Consider the following 23,277-nt stretch of genomic DNA (forward strand, 5'->3'; position numbering starts at 1 on the left):
CGGTCACACGGCCGGCGGCTCCAGGTCCCGGTGGATGCGTTTGCCCTCGCGGACGCTCACCGTGTGCGGATGGTTCTCCCCGAGCAGTCGGACGAACTCGTCATGGCTGCTCTTCTTGAGCTGATCGGCCTCGGGGATACGCTCCAGAGCCCGCAGGGTCACGCCCAGGTTGGCACGCGAGACGATGGTGTCCGGGTGCTCGTGGCCGAGGGTCTCCTGGAAGCCGGCCACCGCCGTCCGCTCCAGGCCCTCCGCCTGGCGCAGCTCGTTCAGCTCCGCCAGCACATTGGCGAGGTTGACGGCACAGGCGAGCGTGTAGGGATGACCTTCGCCGAGCGCCTCCCGCAGGATGTCGAAGTTCTTCTCCAGCAGCGCCCGCGCCCTGCTCACCTCGCCGGAACCACGCAGGAAGATCCCGAGGTTGTTGACGGCGGCAAGCGTCGCCGGATGCCGCTCGCCGGGCGCCGTGCGGTATTGCCGCACAATGTCCTGAGCCAGCGTCAGGGCCTCCTCGCGCGCGCCGGTGGCGTACAGGTCGGTGGCGTAGTTCAGGGTGCAGTCCAGCACGTCCGGGGTGGACGCGGGCGTGTCGCGCAGCCGGTAGTGCTCCCGGGTCTGCTGGGTGAGCGTCCGGGCCTCGCCCACCCGCCCCGCCTTGCGCAGCGAGACGGCGAGGCTCTTCGCGCTCCGCAGGGTGTCCGGGTTGGCCTCGCCGAACAGCCGCTTGTACGACTCGTAGCTGCTGCTCAGCAGCGAGATGGACGCCTCGTACTCGCCGGTCTCGCGCAGGTCGCGGCCCAGGTTGGTGATGCTGATCAGGGTGTGCGGATGGGCGGCGCCCAGGTCGTTGCGCCGCAGGTCGTAGATCTCCTGGTCGACGTCCCGGGCCTCCGTGTAGCGACCGAGGAGCCGCAGGCACACGGCGCGGTTGTTGTTGGCGCTGAGGGTGCGCGAGTGATCCTCGCCGAAGTACTCCCTGAAACCGTTGTACGCCTCGGTCGCCAGCTCCAGGGCGTCCTCGAACCGGCCGATGCTGCCCAGGTCGGTGGCGAGGCCGCTGGCCGTCATCATGATGTGCGGATGGCCGAGCTGCAGCAGGGCCCGCTGCTGGGTGAGGGTGTCGGAGCCGAGCTCCTCCGCCTCCACGTACTTGCCGAGCGAGCGCAGCACGTTGGCGATGTGGAACCGCAGATGCAGCAGCTGGGTCTGGAGTTCCGTCGCGTACCGGCGCTCCTCGTCGAGGGTGCGTGGGGCCCGCGGATCGACGGCGCCGGCCGGCGCGGGCGCCTGCTCCTGCTCGCCGGGCAAGGGTGCCTCGAGCTCGTCGATCCGGTTCCGGCTGGCGGTCAGCTGCTCCTCCCACAGCTTCCGCAGGCCGACGCCGAAGGCGAGCGCGGCGCTCAGGTCGCCGCGCTTCCACAGGTAGCGGACGCGGTCTATGAGCAGCTGCCGGGTCTTCGGCTCGTCGCAGGTACTTGCCTCGGAGGCCTCCAGGTGCGGCCAGATCGCGGCGAAGATGGGCTGGTTCTTCGGGTCGTCGATGGGCTCCTCGCCCGACGGACGTGCGCCGGCCAGGATGCGGTGCACGACGTGCTGGGCGTCCTCCTGCTCCCGAGGGGTGAGCTGGGAACGGATCACCGCCTGCACCAGCCGGTGCACCTGGATCGACTCGGTGGCCCGGTCCACCTTGGCGAGGGCGAACCGGCCGATCTCCCGGATCACCCGGCCGAGCACCATCTTCTCCTGGAGCGAGGGATCCAGCTCGGACAGCACGCTCGTCATCTCGTCGCCGTACAGCAGCTCCATGGAGATGGGTTCGGCGGCGAAGAAGGCGCACAGCTGGAGCAGGCGAACGGCGGCCGGGGAGCGTTCCGTCAGCCGCTCGATGGACACGTTCCAGGTGGCGCCGACCGGCTCGGGGTAGTTCGCGGGCTGGCTGAGCGACAGTACCCGCGCCGCCTGCTGCTCCAGCTCGGCGAGATAGGTGTCAACGGGCGTGGCGGTCTCGGCCAGCCAGGCGCCGGCCTGGTCGAGGGCGAGGGGCAGGTCACCCACGGCGGCGGCGACCCGGTCGGCGTCCTCCGTGGTGAGGTCGGCGGCCCGCCGCAACAGGTGCTCGATGCTCTCCTCGCGCAGGAACGGGTCGATCTCCAGGGCCTCGCCGAAATGCAGCCACGTCTGGTTGCGGGAGGTGACCAGCACATGGCCGGTGCCGCCGGGGAAGTGCTTGCTGACCTCCTGCGGCTCGTCGGCGTTGTCGAACACCAGCAGCCAGCGCAGCGTCGAGGACGACTGCCGCAGATGGTCGCAGACCTCCTGCGCGGCCTGGGCGGCGTCGTCGCCGACCCGCAGGCCCAGCCTGCGGGCGAGATCGGTGAGGGCGGAGACCACCAGCTCGTTCTGCTCGGACGGAATCCACCACACCAGGTCGTAGTCCGCGGCGAAACGGTGCACGTACTCCAACGCGATCTGCGTCTTGCCGACACCGCCCAGCCCGTACAGGGCGCACGGCGCCGAGGAGCCGGCCGAATTGCTGCTGCCGAGTCCGTCGCGGAGTGTCTCCAGCAGTGCGCTGCGGCCGGTGAAGGAGGAGTTGCGCGGCGAGACGTTCCAGAACTTGGGCACCGTGTCCGGGAAGCGGGCCTCCCTGAGCGCCGTCTCCTCCGTCAGCTCGGCGGGCAGCGTCGGCTTCCCGAGGGCCCGCAGCAGCGCCGACGTGGCGATCTTCTCGCCGGTGCGCACCAGGTCGACCGAGGGCCGCTCACCGAACGTGGGCGACGGGCGCAGGTCGCCGACCCGGACGGGCACCACCTGGCGGCGGCCCGAGAGGTCACCGCCGGTGGCCGCGTCCCACACCTGACGGGCCCGTGCCGAGCGCTGGAAGGCCGGTGAGAGGACGAAGACGGTGCGGTCGGCGGGCTTCTCCGCGCCGTCCCCCTCGCAGCCGACGTACCTTCGCGACACCTTGAATCCCGCGCGGGACAGCTGGACGGCGATCCAGTCGGCCCACATGCGGTCCTCGGACACATAGCTGAGGTGCAGGTCGACGGGGAGCGTGAGACGGGGGCGGGTGAACTTCGCCGTGACGTTCTCGCGCAGTTCCTTGGGCATGCGCGGCAGGGAGATGACGGCCTGTTCGGTGATCATGCCGGTGAGCCGCTCGAAGGCGGACAGCAGGGACGTGGCGTTGCCGGCGTCGTCGCCGAACGTGGCCAGCGTCTCCTCGTAGGCGTAGTAAGGCCGGTAAGGGACTTCCACCGACCCCCAGTAGTGGGTGAGTTCGTCCTCGGTCATCCCGGAGGGGAACCCGTCGAACTTGGCGCGCGCCAACGCGCGCCCGGCGTCCGCCTTCTCCTTCTCGCCCTCGTCGATGCGCATGGGGACGGGCAGGATACGGATACGGCGACTGCGGAACCGGTCGCGGATGTCGTACGCGACGGCCGCGGCACCGTCGATGCTCTGGTCGCTGAGGGTGAAGCAGTCGACCAGGACGTCGGGCAGGTGGGCGGTGCATATGTCGGCTATGTCGGACAGGCCGGTGCGGCTGTCGATGAGGACGTAGTCGTAGTTCTGCCGCATGTCGTCGCGCAGCGCGTCGAAGAAGAGTCCGCCGCCGAGGTCGTCGTAGAAGTGGTCCCAGTCGAAGGTGCTCACGAGCCCCGAGTAGTCGCGGTCCTGCCGCCCGGCGGACACCAGATCGAGAGTGCCGGGCTCGGGAAAGTACTGCCAGTCAAGGGAGACCGCGTGGCGCTGGATGCGGGCGTAGTCCAGATGCCAGTCCGGCGGCCGCTCGCCGGTGTCGCCGAGGTCTCCGTCGCCGGTGGCCGCCCAGGCGTAGTCCTTGAGCATGTCGATGACACCGGTGGTGGCGCCGACCGTGGCCGGGTCGAGGAACGGGTGGAAGAACCGGTGCAGTCCCGGTGCCTCGAGGTCCCAGTCCACGGCGAGGACGCGCTTGCCGTTGGCGGCCAGGATCCACGCCACGTTGGCGAGGGCCATCGTCCGGCCGGTACCGCCCTTGTACGAGTAGAACGTGACGATGCGGCCGGCCCGGCCGTCCTGTTCGTCAAGGCTGCTCATCGCGGTCTTCCTCCTCGGCGTTCCGGCGGTGTCCCTGGGGTCGGCTGTCCTGGTCGTCCTTCCCGCACAGCCGGAATCGCTCGGTGCCCTTCCCGGCCGGCGGCCTGGGCTGGGCCCGTTTGCGGTACTCGCCCTCCGCCCAGTGCACGACTTCGGGGAGGACCTTGTCGAAGGCCTGGCGGTCCGGTACGCCCCGGACCGCGGGTCTGCACGCCTGCCGGCCCATCCGAATGCGGCGCGGCAAGGTGGCCTCGGCCTGCGCGGCGAGTTCGAACTCGGCCTCGTCGCTGTCGGGATCGTGCTCGTTCCACGGCACCACCAGGCCGGTGGGCGGCAGATCGCTCTCGTCGAACTCGCCGAGCGCGGCGCGGCGTTCGGGGTCGCGCAGCACCCAGCGGTCGAGGAGTACGACCTCCGGCCCGTCGGCGGGGCCCGCCGTGTGGTCGAACTCGCGTACGTCGGGGCGGAAGGCCAGGCCTTCGGCGATGTCGGCGGCGACTTGGGCGAGGGGGCGGCTGGATGTGGGCTGGTACGGGTTCCAGTCGGCGGCCGAGGGGCCGTAGTAGTCGGGGCTGCGTCCCTCGGGCAGTCGGCTCGTCGAAGGGGCCGCGACGCTGATCCGCAGAGTGCGGCCGGTGGTCGAGGTCGTCGCGGGGGCGGCCGCGAAGGCGTCGGGGGCCGCCTCCAGCTGGACAGGGTCGGCGTGATCGACGACGACGTTGTCGCCCACGTCGACGATGCGCCGGGCCAGGTGCAGAACGGCCTTCTCGTAGTCGCTGCGGAACGCCTTCAGCTTGGCCAGCCCGTACAGCCCGAACGTGCGGTAGCGCTGGCCGAGTTCGGGGTGCGTGTACTGCACCTCCCTGACGGATGGGGGAAGTCGGTGATCGGGCACCGGCGCCCACAGTGCGGGTACCACCGCGCTGGCGACGCCTGGTTGGCCCGCCTCGCGGTGGCGCGCCGCGCGGGTGCCGAAGGCGGCCCACTCCCTGCCGCACCAGGAGCTGATGAAGTACCGCGGCGAGTACAACGGCACGAACACCCGGCAGCGGGCCAGCGAGTCGCCGAGCTCACTGCTCCAGATCTGCCCGACGCGCATGGATCCGTCCATGAATCCCGGCGCGCCCGGATGGGCGGTCATGTTCTTGATGTGTTCGCAGAGTTGGTCGAAGAGGCGATGGACCCACAGATCCGGGTTCGTCGCACCGGATCCGTCCTGTGGCATTCGGGCGTAACTGAGAAAGAAATAGGGGGCAGTGGCGTTCCCCCATGGTTCCGTCGGCTCCACGCGATCCCCCGATCCCGTCCCCCGCCCCCCGTTGCCCGGCCCCGCGGGGGTGGACACTCAGTGTAGGAACCCCGCAGCGATTTGTGACGGGTCCGTGAAAAGGCGGCGGGGTCGATTTCCGGACAGCCAGGCGGTGGCGAAGTCCACGGCCGCGCCGAGCGGGAAGAGCCGGGCGTACGTGTCCCCGACGCGCCCGCCGCGCACCACCGGGTCGGGCCGGGCGGCGTCGCGCTTCTCGAAGTCGGCGCCCAGCACACCGAAGTCGGTGTCGTCCAGGTCGATGTCCTCGTACGACATCCAGCGGCGCACCCCGTCGCGCAGGACCACGCAGCGATACGTCCGCCGGGGCGGGTCAGGGACCCGGTACTCGGCGAGGTGGAAGGCGCTGCACACCTCGAAGCCGACACCCAGGAGCAGCACCTGGGCCCCGGCGCCGTACAGCCGGTTCAGCGGAGAGCGCTCTCCCAGGTGACAGTTCTCGTCGTGCACGGCCAGCAGTTCCGCGGCCCGGTCTCCCACGGCGGCGAACGAGGTCTGCGGATGCGAGCTGCGCACCCGTCCTTCGGCACGCCGGACGGCCTCGGCCAGCCGCCCCATCCCCTCGGAGGGTGTCTCGTCCGGATCGAAGGGCGGCATCTGGAGTTGCAGTGCCCTGATTTGATCGGCCGTCATGTTCCGGGTGCGGTCCCGGTACGCCGGTGAGGTGTCGGAGTTGCCCGCGGTGAACGTCGGAACGACGAGCGTGCCCCCGGGTCCGAGGACGGCGCGCAGCGCGGCCAGGGTGGCGTCCGCGCCGACTCCGACCCGCCCCAGGGAGGCGTGGGCCAGTACGGTGGCTCCGGGTCGCAGACCCAGTGCCACGAAGTCCTCGGCCAGCGAGGGGGCGGCGGTCACAGGCTCCGCCCGATGCCGTCGACGAACCGTCGGCCGAGCGCGGTCAGCGAGCCGGCCTCCGACAGCTCCGCCCACTGGGCACGCGTGCGGTGGGCCGCCTCGGTGTCGTGCCGCAGGGCGTCGGTCGCTGCGCGCGCGTAGGTGTCGCCGAGCAGCGCTCCGGTGCGGGCGTCCGACTCGTCGTACAGGTCGCACGCATCGAGCAGGGCGTCGAGCACGCCGAGCCGGAAGCCACGGAGCAGGTCCTCGGCAACGCGTTCCGGGGCGGGGTGGAGAGGGATGCCCAGCGCGCCGAATCCTCCACCGGGTACGAAGTGTTGGCGATCCGGCGAGGCGGCGAGCGGAGTGATCACGCGCACGCCCTGCGCCATTCCGGTGGCGACGGCCGGCAGGGCCTTGCGGATCAACGCCCAGGCCTGCGGCAGCACATGGCGCCAGAGCTCGGTATCCGCGTCCGTCAGCCGTCCGCCGACCGGAGTGCCGAAGCAGTCGCGATGAGGGTCCGCGTCGTCCAGGGCGATGTCCAGCCCGTGGGCGCGGACCCGGCGCAACGGCTCCCAGTCCGGACCGGCGAGGTGATGTTCCGCCAATTCGACCGCGGGCAAAGGAAGTCGCATCCGCAGGCTACCCAGGCCCGGCAGATACGCGACGCCGTCACGCACCGGCACCGAGGCCTTTTCCACGGCCCCCGCCGACAGGGCCGAGGCGGCCACGAGAGAGGCCAGATGACCGGGCGAGGCGGCGCCGTCAAGGCAGCGCACGGCCCAGGTGCGGGTGTACGGGTGGGACAGAATCGGCTCCAGCAGGGCACCGTCGCGTCGCCCCAGGTCGAGCGCGAGCTGCCACGATCGCTCCCACTGCCCGCCCGCGCGCGGCCCGATCTCCTCGTGCACGGCGGTCAGCAGCCCCCGGGTGATGTCCTGTCGGACCCGCGCCAACTGCCGTACGCCGGCGCCCTCGTCGCTGCCGTCGGCGAGGGCGTCGAAGCCTTCGATCGGACGAGTCGCGCTCGCGCCGGTCCGGGCGTCGATGGACTGGATCAGTTCCTTGAGGTCGGCGCAGAAGACCGATGGGTTGTCGAATCCGGTGCCGTCGGACCGGTAGCGATGGGCGAACAGTCCGCCACCGCAGGACCGCACCACGGGGCAGGCGCGGCACTCGGCGCACAGGTCCTTCAGGCCGTGCTGCCGGGCGGCGATGCCGGGATGGTGGGCCACCTGGTCGAGGGTGTGCTGGAAGACGTCCTGGCCGGTGACCGGTGCCCCGTCGTAGGCGGTCTTCAGCGAGTCCGCCTGTTCATAGGTGCCGTCGGTCTCGACCACGACGACGTCGGCGGCTTCCAGCCCCATCGCCTCGGTGAGGCTGGGGCCGCCGCCGAGGGTGCTGACGACCGAGTCGAACAGCCGCACCGGCATCGGGCGCCCCCGCTCGCTCCAGCGGCGATGGATGGCGAGGAGCCAGTCGGCGTACGGGGTGCCGGCGCCGTCGGGTCGCAGCGGCGGCTCGTCCCAGGTGGCGTGGGGCAGGAGGAAGTCGATGCGCGGGGGACGCAGGGCGGCGAGGGCGTCGTAGACGGCGACGGGGTCGTTGCGCACGTCGATGGTGCACAGGATGCCGGCGTAGAGATGGCGGTAGCGGTCCTGGTCGAGCAGGGCGATGGCCCGCAGGACCTTGTCGTAGCTGCTGCGGCCGCTCGCGAAGAGCCGGTGGCGGTCGTTGGCGGCCTGGTCCCCGTCGAGGGAGATCCCGACCCGGACGCCGTACTCGGCGAAGAGGTCGAGGTGGCGCTCGCCGAGCTGAACGGCGTTGGTGTGGATGCGCAGATCGAGGTCGCAGACGCCGTGCAGTGCGGTGGTCAGCGCCTCACAGACGGCCCGTAAGCGCCCCGGACCGGCGAGCAGCGGCTCGCCTCCGTGCAGAATGACCTGTACGGAGGCGAGCTGGTGTTTCTTGGCATGCTCCGCCAGCCGGAGGGCGGTCCAGGAGATCGTTTCCTGTGAGATCACCCTGGGTCGCGAGCTCCAGCTCTGATCGGCGTGCTCGTAGATGTAGCAGTGCCGGCAGGCGAGATCGCATCTGCTGTGCACTTTCAGCACGAGCTGCCGCAGCGGGACGGTCGGACCGGTCATGACGGAGTATGCGGTTGTCCTCAGATGGACGACTGGAAGGTTACCCCTGCCCCCTTGCGCGTCTGCGTGGACGAGCGGGCGCGACGCACGCCTCGGACGCTCTTCGGGTCCTGCGGAGCGTCGAGACGCGGCGCGGTGGTGTGAGCTTCGGCGGCCGACGGCCGCACCTCGGTGCCGGCAGTGGCTCTGGTTCGAACGGTCACGGTATTCCCTGATCAGGAGGGTAGGGTGATGGTGAGTGACTGGACACTCTGACAGCACGGTACAGCTGCGGGGTCGTCAGTACCCACTGATGACCAAACTATGCCTCCGTCCGGGGGACATAGGTACCGTTTCGGGGTAACGAAACACCTCAGCTGTAGAACCGCGACAGACTCGTCAGCACCGCCGCCGGCTTCGCCCCGCCCTCGATCTCGATGGTGCCTTGCACGGCGATCTGCACGCCGCCCGGCACCTCCTCCACCTCCGCCAGTGTACCGACGAGCCGGATTCGCGACCCGACCTTCACCGGAGCCGGGAAACGCACCTTGTTGAGGCCGTAGTTGACCTTCGTGGTCACCCCTTGGACGTCCAACAGCTCGGTGAACAAAGGGATGAAGAGGGAGAGGGTCAGATACCCGTGGGCGATGGGCGCGCCGAACGGTCCCTGTGCCGCCTTCTCCGGGTCCACGTGGATCCACTGGTGGTCGCCCGTGGCGTCGGCGAACGTGTTGACGCGGTCCTGGGTGATCTCGATCCACTCACTCGTGCCGAGGGCGCTGCCGGCCAGCTTCTTCAGTTCGTCGAGGCCGTTCACGGTGATGGTCATGCGGTTCCTTACTGGTTGCCGTACCGGGTGCGGACCCGGGACTTGAGGAGTTTTCCGGAGGCGGTGCGCGGGAGTTCGTCCGCGAGGACCACCGACTTGGGGATCTTGTACTTGGCGAGGCGGCCGGACAGGGAGGCCAGCACTTCGTCGGGGTCGACGGTGGCACCCTCGCGCGGCACCACGACCGCGCGCGGGACCTCGCCCCACTTGTCGTCGGGGACGCCGATGACCGCGCACTCGACGATGTCGGGGTGGGCGAGGAGGAGGTCCTCGATCTCGGCGGGGTAGATGTTCTCGCCGCCGGAGATGATCATGTCCTTGATGCGGTCGACGATGAAGACATAGCCGTCCTCGTCGATCCGGGCCGCGTCCCCGCTGCGGAACCAGCCCTCGGCGAAGGAAGCGGCGGTCTCGTCCGGCAGGCCCCAGTAGCCGGGCATGACATGGGGGCCGCTGACCACGACCTCGCCGGTCTCGTCGACGTCGACGGGGGTGAGGTCCGGCCGCACCACCCGTACGTCGCTGAAGAAGTGCGGTACGCCCGCCGAACCGGCCTTGGTGACCGCGTGTTCGGCGTCCAGGAACAGGGTCCCGGGTGCCGCCTCCGTCATGCCGTAGCCCTGAAGGAAGGTCAGGCCCCGCTCCTGGTACGCGACGATCAGCGGCGTCGGGACCGGGGAGCCGCCGCACGTCAGGATGCGCAGGGACGACAGGTCCGCGTCCGGCCAGCGGGGGTGGCGGGCCACCTGGTCGAACATGGTCGGTACGCCGAACATGAAGGTGATGCGGTGCCGTGTGATCAGGTCGAAGGTGGTGTCCGGGTCGAACGCCTCGACCAGGACGCAGGTGCCGCCCTTGAGCAGGACCGGGAGCGTCAGCATGTTCAGGCCCGCGGTGTGGAACAACGGGGCGGATACCAGGGCGCGTTCGTCGGCGATCAGGTCGGTGTCGACGAGGACGTTGAGCGCGTTCCAGACGATGTTGCCGTGGGTGAGCATCGCGCCCTTGGGGCGGCCGGTCGTCCCCGAGGTGTACATGATGATGCAGGTGTCGTCGGGGGTGACCGGTGTGTCGATGGGTTCCGGGGAGGCCGAGACGAGCGACTCCTCGTATTCGGGACCCACTTCGACGTAGGTACGGACATCGGTGCTGCCCGGGAGGCCCGCGACCAGTCCGGCGTGTGACGGGCCGTAGACCAGGGCCTTGGCTCCGGAGTCGGCGAGCTGGTAGGCGATCTCGGGGCCGGCCAGGCGGGTGTTGAGCGGGACGAAGACGGCGCCGAGCGTGCCGGCCGCGAACAGGGTCTCCAGATAGGAGGGGTGGTTCGGGCCGAGGTAGGCGATGCGGTCGCCGCGCCGGACGCCCCGGTCGCGCAGGGCGTGGGCGAGGCGGGTCGTGCGGTCGTACAGGCGCGCATAGGTGTATGTGGTGTCACCGAAGATCAGGGCCGTGCGGTGCGGGGTCTTGCGGGCCCGGCGTGCGGGCCACGACCCCAGTCCCTCGTTGCGCATGTCACGCCCCTTACGGTTTCGTCAGCCCGAGCAGTCGGGCGGCGTTCTCCTTGAGGATCTTCGGCCGGACCTCGTCCTTGATCGACAGCTTGGCGAAGTCGGCGAGCCAGCGGTCGGGGGTGAGGACGGGGAAGTCGGAGCCGAAGAGGACCTTGTCCTTGAGCAGTGTGTTCGCGTACTGCACCAGTTGGGGCGGGAAGTACTTCGGCGACCAGCCGGAGAGGTCGATGTGGACGCCCGGCTTGTGGGTCGCCACAGCGAGGGCCTCGTCCTGCCAGGGGAAGGACGGATGCGCCAGGATGATCTTCAAGTGGGGGAAGTCGGCCGCCACGTCGTCCACGTGGAGGGGGTTGGAGTACTTGAGGCGGATGCCGCCCCCGCCGGGGACCCCGGCGCCGATCCCCGTCTGGCCCGTGTGGAACAGGGCGATCGTGCCGGTCTCCTCGATCACCTCGTAGAGGTCGTAGGCCACCGAGCGGTCGTTGGGGAAGAAGCCCTGGATGCTGGGGTGGAACTTGAAGCCCTTCACCCCGTACTCCTCCACCAGACGGCGGGCCTGCCGCACGCCCGCCTTTCCCCGGAAGGGGTCGATGGACGCGAAGGGGATGAGGACGTCGGCGTTGGCGGCGGCCGCCTCGGCGACCTCCTCGTTGGGGACCGGCGGTGTGCCTGTCGCGGACTCGGCGTCGACCGTGAAGATCACGGCGGCCATCTTCCGTTCGCGGTAGTGGGCGGCCGTCTCCTCGATGGTCGGCTTTCGCTTGCCCTCCACCTTGAAGTAGGCGGAGGAGGCGTCGTGCAGGTCGTCGTCCAGGGAGGAGTGGCCCTTGGAGGAGACCTCCGCGTGGGTGTGGACGTCGATCGCGACCAGCTCGTCCACGTTGAGCGAGAGGGTCATCACGCCTCCGGGAACTTCGGCGCCGGAATGCCGACCGACTGGAGCTCGGCGCCCACCGAGGTGGGCCAGACGTCGGCCAGGGTGTCGGGGGTCCAGCCGCCGTCGGCGAACGCCGCCGCGATCTCCTGCGGATGCGACCAGAGTGCCACCTTGTCGCCGCCGATGCCGATGCACTGGCCGGTCACACCGCGGGCCGCCGCGGAGGCGAGGAAGGGCACGAGGGCGGCGCAGTCCTCGGGGGTGCCGAAGCCCTCGCCCTTGCGCAGGAACTCCGGCAGCGGCTCGCCGTTCTTCATCGCCTCGACGTACGGGGCGAAGGCGGGGATCGTCTCGGTCATCGCGGTCGCGGCGACCGGCACGATCGCGTTGACGGTGATGTTCGCGCGGCCCAGCTCCATCGACCAGGTCCGGGCGAAGGCGGCGATGCCGGCCTTGGCGGCGGCGTAGTTCGTCTGCCCGAAGTTGCCGCGCTGCCCGGCCGGGGAGCCGACCAGGATCAGGGTGCCGCCCTCGCCCTGCTCGCGCATGCGGACGGCGGCGGCGCGGGCGCAGGTGAAGGTGCCCTTGAGGTGGGTGGTGATCACCGCGTCGAAGTCCTCGTCGGTCATCTTCCACAGGACCTTGTCGCGCAGGATGCCCGCGTTGGTCACCAGGACGTCGAGCCGGCCGAACTCCTCGACCGCGCGGCCGACCAGCCGGTCCGCGGCCTCGGTCGTGCCGACCGGGACGACCTCGGCGACGGCGGTGCCGCCCGCCTCGGTGATGGACTTCACGGCCGCCTCGGCCACGGCCTCGTCGACGTCGTTGACGACCACGGAGGCGCCGTGGGCGGCCAGGGCGTGGGCGTAGGCGAGGCCGAGGCCCCGGCCGCTGCCGGTGACGACGGCGGCCTTGCCGGTGAGATCGATGCTGGGCACGGGCGGGTCCCTTCGAGTGACGGTCCGGTGTCGAGATCGAAGGTAAGAACAATAGTTGTTGACGTCAATAGTTGTTGTCGACCCGTCCTTGCGTCATGCTGAGTGCGATACGTCCGTCAGCACGCCCCGCACCAGGGGCCTCGACCAGGGAGCCCGCCATCGCCAGCCGGCAGACCACCCAGCACACCGCAGGCCCTGCACCGATCGACGCGAACGAGCCGTGGATGCGCGGACTGCACGCGGACACCGGCTATCTGCTGTACCGCCTCGGCCTGCGCTCCGGTCAGCTGTTCAACACGTTCCTCCAGGAGTCGGGGCTGCGGCTGCGCCACTACGCGGTGCTCCGCTTCCTCACCACCACCCCCGGCGCGCTCCAGCGCGAGCTGAGCGCCTCGCTCGGCTACGACCCGAGCGCGATCGTCGGACTGGTCGACGACCTGGAGAAGCTGGGCTTCGCCGAGCGGCGCCCTTCCCCCGACGACCGCCGCAGCCGGATCATCGTCCTGACCGAGGGCGGCCGGGCCTTCCTGCGGGACACCGACGAGGCCGGGCAGCGCGTCACCAACGAGCTGGTCCAGCCGCTCGACGCCACCGAGCGCGAGCAGTTGCACACATTGCTGCAGAGGGTCGCCGAGTCCGGACTGGGGTGAGGTGACGCCGATGACCGCCGAGGCCGTACCGTCCCCGTCGGCCAGGGGGACGCGTTCCGCGCCCGACCGGCTGCTGTCGGTGCTCGGGGCCTTCGACCTGGAGCATCCGGCGCTGTGCCTGACGGACATCGGCCGGCGCGCCGGGCTGAGCCTCAGCACCGCGCACCGGCTCGTGGCCGCGCTCACCGAGTGGGGCGCGCTGGAACGGGACGACTCGGGGCTGTACCACGTCGGGTTGCGGCTGTGGGAGCTCGCGGCACTCGCGCCCCGCGGGCTCGCGCTGCGGCAGGTCGCCCTGCCGTATCTGGAGGACCTGTACGAAGCGACACACGAGAACGTGCAGTTGGCCGTCCAGGACGGGCCGGAGGTCGTCTACATCGAATGGCTGTCGGGCCGGTCGGCGGTCGGGGTGCACATCCGTGTCGGTGCGCGCTGGCCGCTGCACGCCACGGGGGTAGGGCTCGCGCTGCTCGCACACGGCGAGCCGGACTTCCAGGCGCGCTACTGCGCCGGGCCGCTCGCCTCCTTCACGCCGTACACCGTGACCGATCCGGACCTGCTGCGCCGCATGCTGGCCGAGGTGCGCCGCACGGGCGTGGCGGTGAGCAGCCGCCAGGTCACCGATGACGCGCTGTCGGTCGCCGCGCCGGTACGCGGGCCGGGCGGTGCGGTCGTCGCCGCCGTGTCGGTCGTCGTGCCCCAGGCCGACGCTCAGGTGCCGGTGCTGGTGCCGGCGGTGCGGCTGGCGGCGCGGGGGATCTCTCGGGGGCTGGGGTGGCAGCCGCCGAAGGGTGCGTAGGGATCGCCTCGGCAGACGGCCGATATCCCTCTCGCCGGTGAGGACGAGGCGTGCGGTCCCTCGCGATACTGAAAGGGCCCTTGCCCCGAGGAGCCGCCCGTGTCCGCTCGTTCCTGGATCGCCCCCGTGGCCGCACGCCTGCGCACGGCCAATCCCTACGCCGTCGACTCGGCGCTCGCCGCCCTGGTGCTGTTCGCCGTCTCGCTCCAGTGGATCTTCCCCGACGAGGGTGACGACCGGCTGACCTGGCAGGGCTGGCTGATCGGCGCCGCGACCGCCGTGCCGCTGGTGTGGCGGCGCAGGGCACCGTTCGCGACCGCGTGGGCCGTCTCGGTCGCCACCCCGGCGCAGGCCGTCTACCACGCGCCGCCGCCGGACGTGATGTACGGCGGCATGGTCGTCCTGTACACGATGGCCGCCCTGGGCAAGCCCTGGCAGCGGCGGGTGATGCTGGTGGGCTGGCTGATCGGGGTCTCGCTCACCATGCTGCACAAGGAGGACCCCCGGCCGTTCGAGTACGCCTTCCATCTGCTCAGCGTGGTGTGCGCGTACGGCTTCGGCGTGCTCGCCCGGGTGCAGCGGGCGTACACCGCCGAGCTGGAGGACCGGGCCCGGCGCCTGGAGCGGGAGCGTGCCGCCGACACGGCGCGGGCCATCGCGCAGGAGCGCTCCCGGATCGCCCGGGACATGCACGACGTCCTCGCCCACGCGGTGAGTCTGATGGTGGTGCAGGCCGAGGCCGGGCCGGTGGTGATGCGCAGCGATCCGGCGCGTGCGGAGGCCGCGTTCGACGCGATCGCGGCGGCGGGGCGGGACGCGATGGCACAGCTGCGCCGGATCCTCGGCGTGCTCAAGGAGCAGCGGGCGGACGGCGGTTCGTGGCGGTTGCCGCAGCCGGGCGTGGCCGAGCTGCCCGGTCTGGTCCGCCAGGTCGGCGAGTCCGCCGGTCTGCGCGTGGAGCTGCGCACCTCGGGCTCGCCCCGCCCGCTTCCCCCGGACACCGAGGTCGCCGCCTTCCGCGTGGTCCAGGAGGCCCTCACCAACACCGTCAAGCACGCGCACGCCGACTCCGCTACCGTCGAACTCGACTGGACGGAGAGCGAGTTGACCCTGACGGTGACGGACCACGGACGCGGGCCGGTGGCCGGCCCCGGTGGACACGGTCTGATCGGCATCCGGGAGCGGGCCGCCGCCTGCGGGGGCAGCGCACGGGCCGGGCGCGGGCCGGAGGGCGGCTTCCGGGTGGTCGTACGGCTGCCCGCGGCCGTCGATCGGGAGGCGGCTCTGGGATGAGCATCCGGGTGGTCGTCGCCGACGACCAGGAACTGGTCCGCGCCGGTTTCGGCATGATCCTTCAGGCGCAGCCGGACATCGAGGTGGTCGCCGAGGCCGGGGACGGCGCCGAGGCGGTCGCCGCGGTCGAGCGGCACACGCCCGACGTACTGCTGCTCGACATCCGTATGCCGGTCATGGACGGCCTGGACGCGGCCCGGCGGGTGTGCGGGCAGTCGAGCTGCAAGGTGGTCATGCTGACCACGTTCGACCTGGACGAGTACGTGTACGAGGCGCTGTGCGCCGGGGCCAGCGGCTTCCTGCTGAAGGACGTTCGGCGCGACGACCTCGTGCACGCCGTGCGGGTCGTCGCGGCCGGGGACTCCCTGCTCGCGCCCACGGTGACCCGGCGGCTGGTCGCGGACATCGTGCGGCGCAAACGTGCGGAGACGGCCGCGGAGGCCACCCCGCAGCGGCTGGACGTCCTGACGGCACGCGAGGTGGAGACGCTGCGGATGCTGGCCCGGGGGCTGTCCAACGCGGAGATCGCGACGACCCTGTTCGTCAGCGAGCACACCGTGAAGACCCATGTGAGCAATGTGCTGGGCAAGCTGGGTCTCAGGGACCGGGTGCAGGCCGTGATCTGCGCCTATGAGACGGGGCTCGTCACCCCCGGATCCCCCTAGCGAGGGATGCTCCGGCCTCTCTCCCCCGTGCGACGGAGGCCCGCAAACCGCTCTTTCCGGCGATCCGGTGACCACCCCCGCGGCACGAGTCTGGGGGCGATGGCAACCGACCGTCCTGCCGGGAGGGACCGTGCTCTCCACGCTCGCCCGGGCGGCGACCCGCCGCCCGCTCACCGTCATCGCCCTCTGGGTGCTCTTCCTGCTGCTCGGCTTCGGGCTCGGGACGGGCGTCTTCAGCCGGCTCTCGGACAACGTGGCCGACATCCCCGGCACCGAGTCCGAGGCCGCCGCGCGGTACCTCGACCGCGCCGACCCCGCCGGCGAGTCGATCACCGGCGTCGTCGAGGGCGCCGCCGTCTCCGACCCCGGCCTGCGCGCGCAGGTCGAGCGGGCCGTCGCCGACGTGCGCTCGCTCGCCGGAGTGGCCGCCGTACCGGACCCGTACGCCACCCGTGGCCTGGCCGCCGGGGACGGGCGGGCCCTGATCATCCCCGTCACCCTCGAAGGCGGACTCGACGACGACGCCGAGGACGCGGCCGTGGACGCGGCGGCCGAGCGGATCCGGCAGATCGACGCGCCCGAAGTCCATGTCAGCGGCGGTCCGTTGCTCGGTACGCAGATCGCCGAGCGGGCCCAGGAGGACGTGCGCAACGCGGAGTTGATCTCGCTGCCGGTCGTTCTCGCCCTGCTGCTGGTGGTGTTCGGCGGGCTGCGTGCGGCGGCGCTGCCGCTGGTGATCGCGGTCAGCGGGATCGCGGGGGCGTTCCTCGCGCTGTTCCTGTTCAGCGAGGTCACCGACATCTCGGTGTACGCGATCCAGGTGACCACGATGCTGGGGCTCGGACTCGCCGTGGACTACGCCCTGTTGATGGTGGTCCGCTTCCGCGAGGAACGCCGGAACACCGAGGACGTGGCCGAGGCGGTGCATCGCACGGTCGCGGCGGCCGGCCGTACGGTCCTCTTCTCCGGGATCACGGTCGCGGTCAGCCTGACCGGCCTGTTGGTGTTCCCGAGTGTCTTCCTGCGCAGCATGGGCCTGGCCGTGGCCGCCGTCGTGGTCGTCGACATGCTGGCGGCGCTCACGCTGCTGCCCGCGCTGCTCGCCAGGTTCGGCGGGAGGATCGCCCCCGCGAAGGTTCGGCCGGAGGGCGAGGAGGCCCGCGTCTTCGCCCGTCTGGCCCGCTTCTCGGCCCGCCGCCGCGTCGCCGTCGTGGCCACCGTCGTCCCGGTCCTGCTGGCCCTGGCACTGCCCGTCACCGGCATGACGATCAACCTCGGCGACGCCAAGCAACTGCCGGCGAGCACCGAGGCACGGCAGTTGTACGACACCGTCGACGCGCACTTCCCGCCCGGCACCGGCGTCTCCCCGATCACCGTCGTGGTGAAGCCGGGCACGGACGCCGCGACCGCCGACCGCATCCGGGCGCTGGCCCCGTCGGCCGAGTCGCACGAACTGCCCGGCGGCGCCACCGTCGTCCGCGTCCAGCCGCCCGGCAGCGTCGACGGCAAGGAGGCCACCGACCTGGTCCAGCGGATACGGGACGTCCGCGGCGACGAGCCGGTCGAGGTCACCGGACCGGCCGCCCGCCTGGTGGATTTCCGGGAGATGCTCGCCGAGCGGGCGCCCTGGGCCGCGGTCACCGTCCTCGTCGGCATCTTCGCCCTGCTCTTCGCCTTCACGGGCTCGCTGCTGATCCCGCTGCGCACCATCCTGACCACCCTGCTCAGTCTGGGTGCCGCGCTCGGTGTGGTGGTGTGGGTCTTCCAGGACGGCCACCTGGCCGGGCTGCTGGGCGGCGAGGGACTCGACGCGCTGAGCCTGACGGCACCGCCCCTGATCGTGGTGATCGCCTTCGGACTCGCCATGGACTACGAGCTGTTCATCCTGGCCCGGATGCGCGAGGCGAGGCAGCGGACCGGGGACGACCGGGAGGCCGTGGTCGCCGGTCTGCGCCGCTCCGGCCGGGTGGTCACCTGCGCGGCGCTGCTCCTCGCGGTGGTCTTCGGCGCCTTCATGACGGGCGGCTTCGCCCCGATCCTGCAGATCGGCCTGGGGCTCACCCTCGCGGTGCTGATCGACGCGACGGTCGTACGGATGCTGCTGGTCCCGGCCACGATGGCGCTGCTCGGCCGGCGTGCGTGGTGGGCGCCGAAGCCCCTGCGGCGGGCGCACGAACGGTACGGCCCGCGCGAGCAGTCACCCACGCCCGCGCCGTCCGTCACGACGAAGGCCTGACGCCTCCTCGGCACCGGCACCTCACCCGTGCCGGTGCCCTGGCGTGCCCTGGAGGCGGACGGTCATCTCCACGGCCACCTCGTCGCCGGCAGCGAGCCCCTGCGGCTTGCGTACGGCGTTCTTGAGCGGCAGCAGATAGCCGCCGTCCTTGGGGAAGAGCGAGGTCTCGAAGTCGACTTCGCCGATACGTGCCCCGACCGGGACGACACCCCAGCCGTAGGTGGCCATCGCGGCCACCTCCCGGATGTCGGCGGCCTCCTCGTCCGGCACCCGGACAAAGTAGTACGGCGCCGGCCCGCGCCATTCGATCACCGGGCCGGTGAAGGCGAACACATTCATAGGGTGAACTTACCTGTGACGCAAGGTATTTCTCTGCTTCACCTCTTGACGACCGGTGTGCCGGGGGGCACATTGACGACACTTTGAGAGCGCTCTCAGGTTCGCCTTCGCGAGCACCCGCGCACCCCACACCCCGTACCCGAGAGGCAGCACCTCCCATGAGTGAAACCTCCGGCACACCCCACAGACGACCGCGCCCGCTGCGGCGCACCCTCGTCGCCGCCCTGAGCACCCTGGGTCTGGCGGCGGCCGCCGCCACGGTCGCCATCCCGTCCGCGAACGCCGACGCGCCCGCGCCTCCGTCGGGCTGGACACAGGTCTTCGTGGACGACTTCACCGGCGCCGCGGGCACCGGCGTCAACACCGCGAACTGGCAGTACGCGACCGGCCACGGCTACCCCGGCGGCCCCGCCAACTGGGGCACCGGCGAGGTCGAGACCATGACGTCCAGCACGAACAACGTGGCCCTGGACGGCAGCGGCAACCTGCGTATCACCCCGCGCCGCGACGCCTCCGGCAACTGGACGTCCGGCCGTATCGAGACCAACCGCTCCGACTTCCAGCCGCCGTCGGGCGGCAAGCTGCGGGTGCAGTCCCGTATCCAGATGCCGAACGTCACCGGCGCGGCCGCCCGCGGCTACTGGCCGGCGTTCTGGATGCTGGGCGCGCCCTACCGCGGCAACTACTGGAACTGGCCGAGCGTCGGCGAGCTGGACATCATGGAGAACGTCCAGGGCCTCAACACCGTGTGGGCGACGATGCACTGCGGTACGAGCCCCGGCGGGCCGTGCAACGAGACGACGGGCATCGGCGGTTCCCGGGCCTGCCCCGGCACCACCTGCCAGGCGGGCTTCCACACGTACGCGGTGGAATGGGACCGCTCGACCAGCCCGGAGCAGATCCGCTTCTACGTCGACGACATCAACTACCACACCGTCCGGGCCGATCAGGTGGATGCGACGACCTGGAGCAACGCCACCAACCACGGCTTCTACGTCATTCTGAACGTGGCGATGGGCGGCGGTTTCGTCGACGCGTTCGGCGGCGGCCCGGACGGCGCGACCGTGCCCGGCCACTCCATGGTCGTCGACTACGTCCAGGTGCTGTCCAGTGGGAGCGGTACCACTCCCCCGCCGACGGGCAACCGTGACGCCTACAGCGCGATCCAGGCCGAGTCGTACGACAGCCAGAGCGGCGCGATCACCGAGTCCACCTCGGACTCGGGCGGCGGCCAGAACATCGGCTCCCTGGCCAACGGGGACTGGGCGCTGTACAAGGGCGTCAACTTCGGTTCCACGGCGGCCACTCAGTTCGTCGGCCGGGTCGCGAGCGGTGCGGCGGGGGGCGTGAGCGGTCTGGTGGAGGTGCGCCTGGACAGCCGTGGCAACGCGCCTGTCGGCAGTTTCGCGGTGGGCAACACGGGCGGTTGGCAGTCGTGGCGGACCGTCCCGGCGAACATCAGCGGGGTGACCGGCACGCACGATGTCTACCTCACCTTCACCAGCGGACAGCCGTCGGACTTCGTGAATGTGAACTGGTTCAACTTCGGCCGCTGACAGATGAATTGACCTTGACGATGCCCCGTGAGGCCTGGACCGGCCTCGCGGGGCATCCGTTCGCGGGCCCTAACGCAGCTCCGCCCGGAACGCCGCCGGCGTCATCTCCGTGTGCTGGTGGAAGAACTTGGAGAAGTTCGCGGCGTCCGGGAAGCCGATCGCCGCTCCGACCCGGCCGATCGGCATGTCCGTGTGGGCGAGGAGCCGCTTGGCCTCCAGGATCACGCGCTTGTCGATGAAGCCCTTGGGGGTCTCGCCGGTCGCGGCGCGAACGGCGCGCACCAGGGTTCGGCGGGAGTAGCCGAGTTGGTCGGCGTAGGCGCTGACGCTGTGGTTGGTGGCGAAGCCGCTCTCGACCGCGTCCCGGAAGAGGGTGAAGGTCGTGTCGCCCTGGTGGCGCGCGGCCTCCGCCGAGCTCGCGGCGAGATGGGCCAGGCGCAGCAGGAACGCGGTCAGTGAATGACGCAGGACCGCGGTGTGCAGGCTCAGGGGGAGGGTCGTCGTGTCCTCGTACTCGCGCTGGAGCTGGGCGAGGGCCGAGCGCAGAGCGGTGAGTTGGGCACCGTCGGGGTGGAGCAGGGGCGGGAGGTCGTAGCGGTAGAGGCCGGTGGCCTCGACCGTGGCGCGGGGCAGGAAGCCCGGCTGCATGGTCAGGACGGTGCCCCGGTAGTCGCCGGTCCCGGAGAATCGGTGGACCTGCCCCGGGCGGATCCACAGCAGGTCGCCGGCCCTCGCCTCGTACTCGGCGAAGTCGATCATGTGTCGTACGGGGCCCTCGCCGAAGAGCATCACCACGTGGAAGTCGATGCGGTGGACGCGCTCCAGCGGCGCGTCGGCCGCGTGCCAGGTGCGACCGGAGCCCATCGGGCCGACCTGCATGCCGACGCCGAGGACGCTCAGATCGACCGGGAACGGAAACGTGCGTATCGCCTGGCCGCCTTGGGCCCTTGTGTCCACCATGTCCGTCTCATGCCGTCTCAGTCGTGCGCGCCCCGCGCTCAGCCGTGCGCCGCGTGCCCAGCCGTGTCCCACTTTCACCACAGCCTGACACACGCCGACCTTCCCTCTCAAAAGTCAGACTTTTACTTTTGAACGCGTTGGACCAGCCGCTTCCCTCCGATCGAGGACTTTTTGAAGATGAGCACGCAGACACCGGACAGCTTCGAATGGACCGAACTCGACCGGCGTGCCGTCGACACGGCCCGTCTCCTGGCGGCCGATGCCGTACAGAAGGTCGGCAACGGCCACCCGGGCACCGCCATGAGCCTCGCCCCGGCCGCGTACACGATCTTTCAGAAGGTGATGCGTCACGATCCCGCCGACCCTGAGTGGACCGGACGGGATCGTTTCGTTCTCTCCCCCGGCCACACCTCGCTGACCCTCTACACCCAGCTGTTCCTCGCCGGGTACGAGCTGGAGCTCGACGACCTCAAGGCCTTCCGGACCCATGGTTCGAAGACGCCGGGTCACCCCGAGTACGGCCACACCGCCGGCGTCGAGACCACCACCGGTCCGCTCGGCCAGGGTGTCGCCAACGCCGTCGGCATGGCGATGGCGGCCCGCTACGAGCGCGGCCTGTTCGACCCGGAGGCTCCCGAGGGCGAGTCCCCGTTCGACCACACCATCTGGGCGATCGTCTCCGACGGCGACCTGGAGGAGGGCGTCTCCGCCGAGGCCTCCTCCCTCGCCGGCCACCAGAAGCTCGGCAACCTCGTCTTCCTCTACGACGACAACCACATCTCCATCGAGGGCGACACGGCGACGGCCTTCTCCGAGGACGTGCTGAAGCGGTACGAGGCGTACGGCTGGCATGTGCAGCGGATCGAGCCGGAGCTCGGCGGCGACATCGACGTGCACGCGCTGTACGCGGCGCTCAAGGCGGCGCAGGCGGAGACCGAGCGCCCCTCGATCATCGCGATGCGCACCATCATCGCCTGGCCCGCCCCGAGCGCCCAGAACACCGAGGCCTCCCACGGCTCGGCGCTCGGCGCGGACGAGATCGCCGCCACCAAGCGCATCCTCGGCTTCGACCCCGAGCGGTCCTTCGAGGTCACCGACGAGGTCCTCGCCCACACCCGCCGGGCCCTGGACCGGGGCGCCGAGGCACACGCGGCCTGGGACAAGCAGCTCGGCACATGGCGCGCCGCCAACTCCGAGCGCGCCCAGCTGTTCGACCGGATCGTCGCCGGTCAGCTGCCGGAGGGCTGGGAGTCCGCCCTCCCGGTCTTCGAGGAGGGCAAGTCGGTCGCCACCCGCGCCGCGTCCGGCAAGGTGCTCCAGGCGCTGGGTCCCGTCCTGCCCGAGCTGTGGGGCGGCTCCGCCGACCTCGCCGGGTCGAACAACACGACCATCGACAAGGCGAGTTCGTTCCTCCCGAAGGGCAACCCGCTGCCCGAGGCCGACCCCTACGGCCGTACCGTCCACTTCGGCATCCGCGAGTTCTCGATGGCCGCGGAGATGAACGGCATCGCCCTGCACGGCAACACCCGTATCTACGGCGGTACGTTCCTGGTCTTCTCCGACTACATGCGCAACGCCGTACGCATGTCCGCCCTGATGCAGCTGCCGGTGACGTACGTGTGGACGCACGACTCCATCGGCCTCGGTGAGGACGGCCCGACCCACCAGCCGGTCGAGCATCTGGCCTCGCTGCGCGCCATCCCGGGCCTGAACATCGTCCGCCCCGCCGACGCCAACGAGACGGCGATCGTCTGGGCCGAGATCCTGCGTCGCCACTCCACCGACCCGGCGCCGCACGGCCTGGCGCTCACCCGCCAGGGTGTGCCGACCTACGCGCCCAACCCCGAGGCGGCGAAGGGCGGTTACGTCCTGCAGGACTCGTCCGGCGACACCCCCGAGGTCGTCCTCATCGCCACCGGCTCCGAGGTCCAGCTCGCCGTCGCCGCACGCGAGGTGCTGGAGGCCGAGGGGATCGGCACACGGGTTGTCTCGATGCCGTCCGTGGAGTGGTTCGAGCAGCAGTCGCGCGAGTACCGGGAGAGCGTGCTGCCGCCGGCCGTGAAGGCTCGGGTCGCCGTCGAGGCCGGTATCGGACTGACCTGGTACCGGTTCGTGGGCGACGCCGGACGCATCGTCTCGCTGGAGCACTTCGGTGCCTCCGCCGATGCCAGGACCCTGTTCGCCGAGTACGGCTTCACCCCCGAGAACGTCGCCGCCACGGCCCGGGAATCCCTTGCCGCCACGCGTGGTTGAT

The 23,277-nt window shown here is 70.9% G+C and carries 17 protein-coding genes; 7 read left to right on the forward strand and 10 right to left on the reverse strand.

Translation table 11 applies throughout. The annotated features are described in order from the left end of the window. Positions 1-3: 3 nt before the first annotated feature. The 8 genes from fxsT to ACZ7NC_RS03760 form a co-directional block, all read right to left on the reverse strand. Positions 4-4,080: an FxSxx-COOH system tetratricopeptide repeat protein gene (fxsT, locus tag ACZ7NC_RS03725; RefSeq protein WP_471484593.1), complete on the reverse strand. Its 4,077-nt coding sequence runs from the start codon at positions 4,078-4,080 to the stop codon at positions 4-6. Beyond that, positions 4,067-5,425, reverse strand: a complete 1,359-nt coding sequence (locus ACZ7NC_RS03730) for a TIR-like protein FxsC (RefSeq protein ID WP_471484595.1) — start codon at positions 5,423-5,425, stop codon at positions 4,067-4,069. The genes fxsT and ACZ7NC_RS03730 overlap by 14 nt, the downstream gene beginning before the upstream one ends. Beyond that, complete coding sequence (locus tag ACZ7NC_RS03735) at positions 5,426-6,262, reverse strand: AAC(3) family N-acetyltransferase (protein ID WP_471484597.1); 837 nt, start codon at positions 6,260-6,262, stop codon at positions 5,426-5,428. After that, positions 6,259-8,391 carry an FxsB family cyclophane-forming radical SAM/SPASM peptide maturase gene (locus ACZ7NC_RS03740; RefSeq protein ID WP_471484599.1) on the reverse strand — a complete coding sequence of 711 codons (2,133 nt, stop codon included), beginning with the start codon at positions 8,389-8,391 and terminating at the stop codon, positions 6,259-6,261. Before ACZ7NC_RS03740 ends, ACZ7NC_RS03735 begins: the two co-directional genes overlap by 4 nt. Positions 8,392-8,743: 352 nt before the next feature. Next, on the reverse strand, positions 8,744-9,199 hold the full coding sequence (locus ACZ7NC_RS03745) for a MaoC family dehydratase (protein ID WP_471484601.1): 456 nt from the start codon (positions 9,197-9,199) through the stop codon (positions 8,744-8,746). Between the two features lie 8 nt (positions 9,200-9,207). After that, positions 9,208-10,710: an o-succinylbenzoate--CoA ligase gene (gene menE / locus ACZ7NC_RS03750; protein WP_471484603.1), complete on the reverse strand. Its 1,503-nt coding sequence runs from the start codon at positions 10,708-10,710 to the stop codon at positions 9,208-9,210. 10 nt (positions 10,711-10,720) lie between these two features. Beyond that, positions 10,721-11,608, reverse strand: a complete 888-nt coding sequence (locus ACZ7NC_RS03755) for an amidohydrolase family protein (RefSeq protein WP_471484605.1) — start codon at positions 11,606-11,608, stop codon at positions 10,721-10,723. Next, positions 11,608-12,525 carry an SDR family NAD(P)-dependent oxidoreductase gene (locus tag ACZ7NC_RS03760; RefSeq protein WP_471484607.1) on the reverse strand — a complete coding sequence of 306 codons (918 nt, stop codon included), beginning with the start codon at positions 12,523-12,525 and terminating at the stop codon, positions 11,608-11,610. The genes ACZ7NC_RS03755 and ACZ7NC_RS03760 overlap by 1 nt, the downstream gene beginning before the upstream one ends. A 224-nt stretch (positions 12,526-12,749) precedes the next feature. Here ACZ7NC_RS03760 and ACZ7NC_RS03765 point away from each other — a divergent pair, with 224 nt between their 5' ends. The 5 genes from ACZ7NC_RS03765 to ACZ7NC_RS03785 all read left to right on the forward strand — a co-directional run bounded on the left by ACZ7NC_RS03765 (position 12,750) and on the right by ACZ7NC_RS03785 (position 18,168). Next, a complete protein-coding gene (locus ACZ7NC_RS03765; protein ID WP_471484609.1) occupies positions 12,750-13,175 on the forward strand; it encodes a MarR family winged helix-turn-helix transcriptional regulator in 426 nt (141 codons plus the stop codon). A gap of 10 nt (positions 13,176-13,185) precedes the next feature. Beyond that, positions 13,186-13,974 carry an IclR family transcriptional regulator gene (locus ACZ7NC_RS03770; RefSeq protein WP_471484611.1) on the forward strand — a complete coding sequence of 263 codons (789 nt, stop codon included), beginning with the start codon at positions 13,186-13,188 and terminating at the stop codon, positions 13,972-13,974. Positions 13,975-14,073: 99 nt separating this feature from the next. Then, positions 14,074-15,267 carry a sensor histidine kinase gene (locus ACZ7NC_RS03775; RefSeq protein WP_471484613.1) on the forward strand — a complete coding sequence of 398 codons (1,194 nt, stop codon included), beginning with the start codon at positions 14,074-14,076 and terminating at the stop codon, positions 15,265-15,267. Then, positions 15,264-15,932: a response regulator gene (locus tag ACZ7NC_RS03780; protein WP_471484614.1), complete on the forward strand. Its 669-nt coding sequence runs from the start codon at positions 15,264-15,266 to the stop codon at positions 15,930-15,932. The genes ACZ7NC_RS03775 and ACZ7NC_RS03780 overlap by 4 nt, the downstream gene beginning before the upstream one ends. A 130-nt stretch (positions 15,933-16,062) precedes the next feature. Then, positions 16,063-18,168: an MMPL family transporter gene (locus ACZ7NC_RS03785; RefSeq protein WP_471484616.1), complete on the forward strand. Its 2,106-nt coding sequence runs from the start codon at positions 16,063-16,065 to the stop codon at positions 18,166-18,168. A 21-nt stretch (positions 18,169-18,189) separates the two neighbouring features. On the opposite strand, the gene ACZ7NC_RS03790 is transcribed toward ACZ7NC_RS03785, so the two are convergent. Beyond that, positions 18,190-18,507, reverse strand: a complete 318-nt coding sequence (locus tag ACZ7NC_RS03790; RefSeq protein ID WP_471484618.1) for a DUF1905 domain-containing protein — start codon at positions 18,505-18,507, stop codon at positions 18,190-18,192. Positions 18,508-18,665: 158 nt separating this feature from the next. On the opposite strand from ACZ7NC_RS03790, the gene ACZ7NC_RS03795 reads away from it, so the two are divergent. Next, positions 18,666-20,063, forward strand: coding sequence for a glycoside hydrolase family 16 protein (locus tag ACZ7NC_RS03795; protein ID WP_471484619.1), 1,398 nt, complete (start codon positions 18,666-18,668; stop codon positions 20,061-20,063). Positions 20,064-20,132: 69 nt separating this feature from the next. Here ACZ7NC_RS03795 and ACZ7NC_RS03800 read toward each other — a convergent pair whose 3' ends face one another. Continuing rightward, a complete protein-coding gene (locus ACZ7NC_RS03800) occupies positions 20,133-21,023 on the reverse strand; it encodes a helix-turn-helix domain-containing protein (RefSeq protein ID WP_471484621.1) in 891 nt (296 codons plus the stop codon). A gap of 177 nt (positions 21,024-21,200) precedes the next feature. Between ACZ7NC_RS03800 and tkt the strand changes: the two genes are divergently transcribed. Then, positions 21,201-23,276 carry a transketolase gene (gene tkt / locus ACZ7NC_RS03805; RefSeq protein ID WP_471484622.1) on the forward strand — a complete coding sequence of 692 codons (2,076 nt, stop codon included), beginning with the start codon at positions 21,201-21,203 and terminating at the stop codon, positions 23,274-23,276. Position 23,277: the final 1 nt, after the last annotated feature.

This window comes from Streptomyces sp. NPDC111802, from assembly GCF_055634335.1.

What these genes read in the sequence shown, in the direction of transcription:
- fxsT (WP_471484593.1), bottom strand. Translation starts at nt 4,080, where the DNA reads ATGAGCAGCCTTGACGAACAGGACGGCCGGGCCGGCCGCATCGTCACG.
- ACZ7NC_RS03740 (WP_471484599.1), bottom strand. Translation starts at nt 8,391, where the DNA reads ATGACCGGTCCGACCGTCCCGCTGCGGCAGCTCGTGCTGAAAGTGCAC.
- ACZ7NC_RS03745 (WP_471484601.1), bottom strand. Translation starts at nt 9,199, where the DNA reads ATGACCATCACCGTGAACGGCCTCGACGAACTGAAGAAGCTGGCCGGC.
- menE (WP_471484603.1), bottom strand. Translation starts at nt 10,710, where the DNA reads ATGCGCAACGAGGGACTGGGGTCGTGGCCCGCACGCCGGGCCCGCAAG.
- ACZ7NC_RS03755 (WP_471484605.1), bottom strand. Translation starts at nt 11,608, where the DNA reads ATGACCCTCTCGCTCAACGTGGACGAGCTGGTCGCGATCGACGTCCAC.
- ACZ7NC_RS03765 (WP_471484609.1), top strand. Translation starts at nt 12,750, where the DNA reads ATGCGCGGACTGCACGCGGACACCGGCTATCTGCTGTACCGCCTCGGC.
- ACZ7NC_RS03770 (WP_471484611.1), top strand. Translation starts at nt 13,186, where the DNA reads ATGACCGCCGAGGCCGTACCGTCCCCGTCGGCCAGGGGGACGCGTTCC.
- ACZ7NC_RS03780 (WP_471484614.1), top strand. Translation starts at nt 15,264, where the DNA reads ATGAGCATCCGGGTGGTCGTCGCCGACGACCAGGAACTGGTCCGCGCC.
- ACZ7NC_RS03790 (WP_471484618.1), bottom strand. Translation starts at nt 18,507, where the DNA reads ATGAATGTGTTCGCCTTCACCGGCCCGGTGATCGAATGGCGCGGGCCG.
- ACZ7NC_RS03795 (WP_471484619.1), top strand. Translation starts at nt 18,666, where the DNA reads ATGAGTGAAACCTCCGGCACACCCCACAGACGACCGCGCCCGCTGCGG.
- ACZ7NC_RS03800 (WP_471484621.1), bottom strand. Translation starts at nt 21,023, where the DNA reads ATGGTGGACACAAGGGCCCAAGGCGGCCAGGCGATACGCACGTTTCCG.
- tkt (WP_471484622.1), top strand. Translation starts at nt 21,201, where the DNA reads ATGAGCACGCAGACACCGGACAGCTTCGAATGGACCGAACTCGACCGG.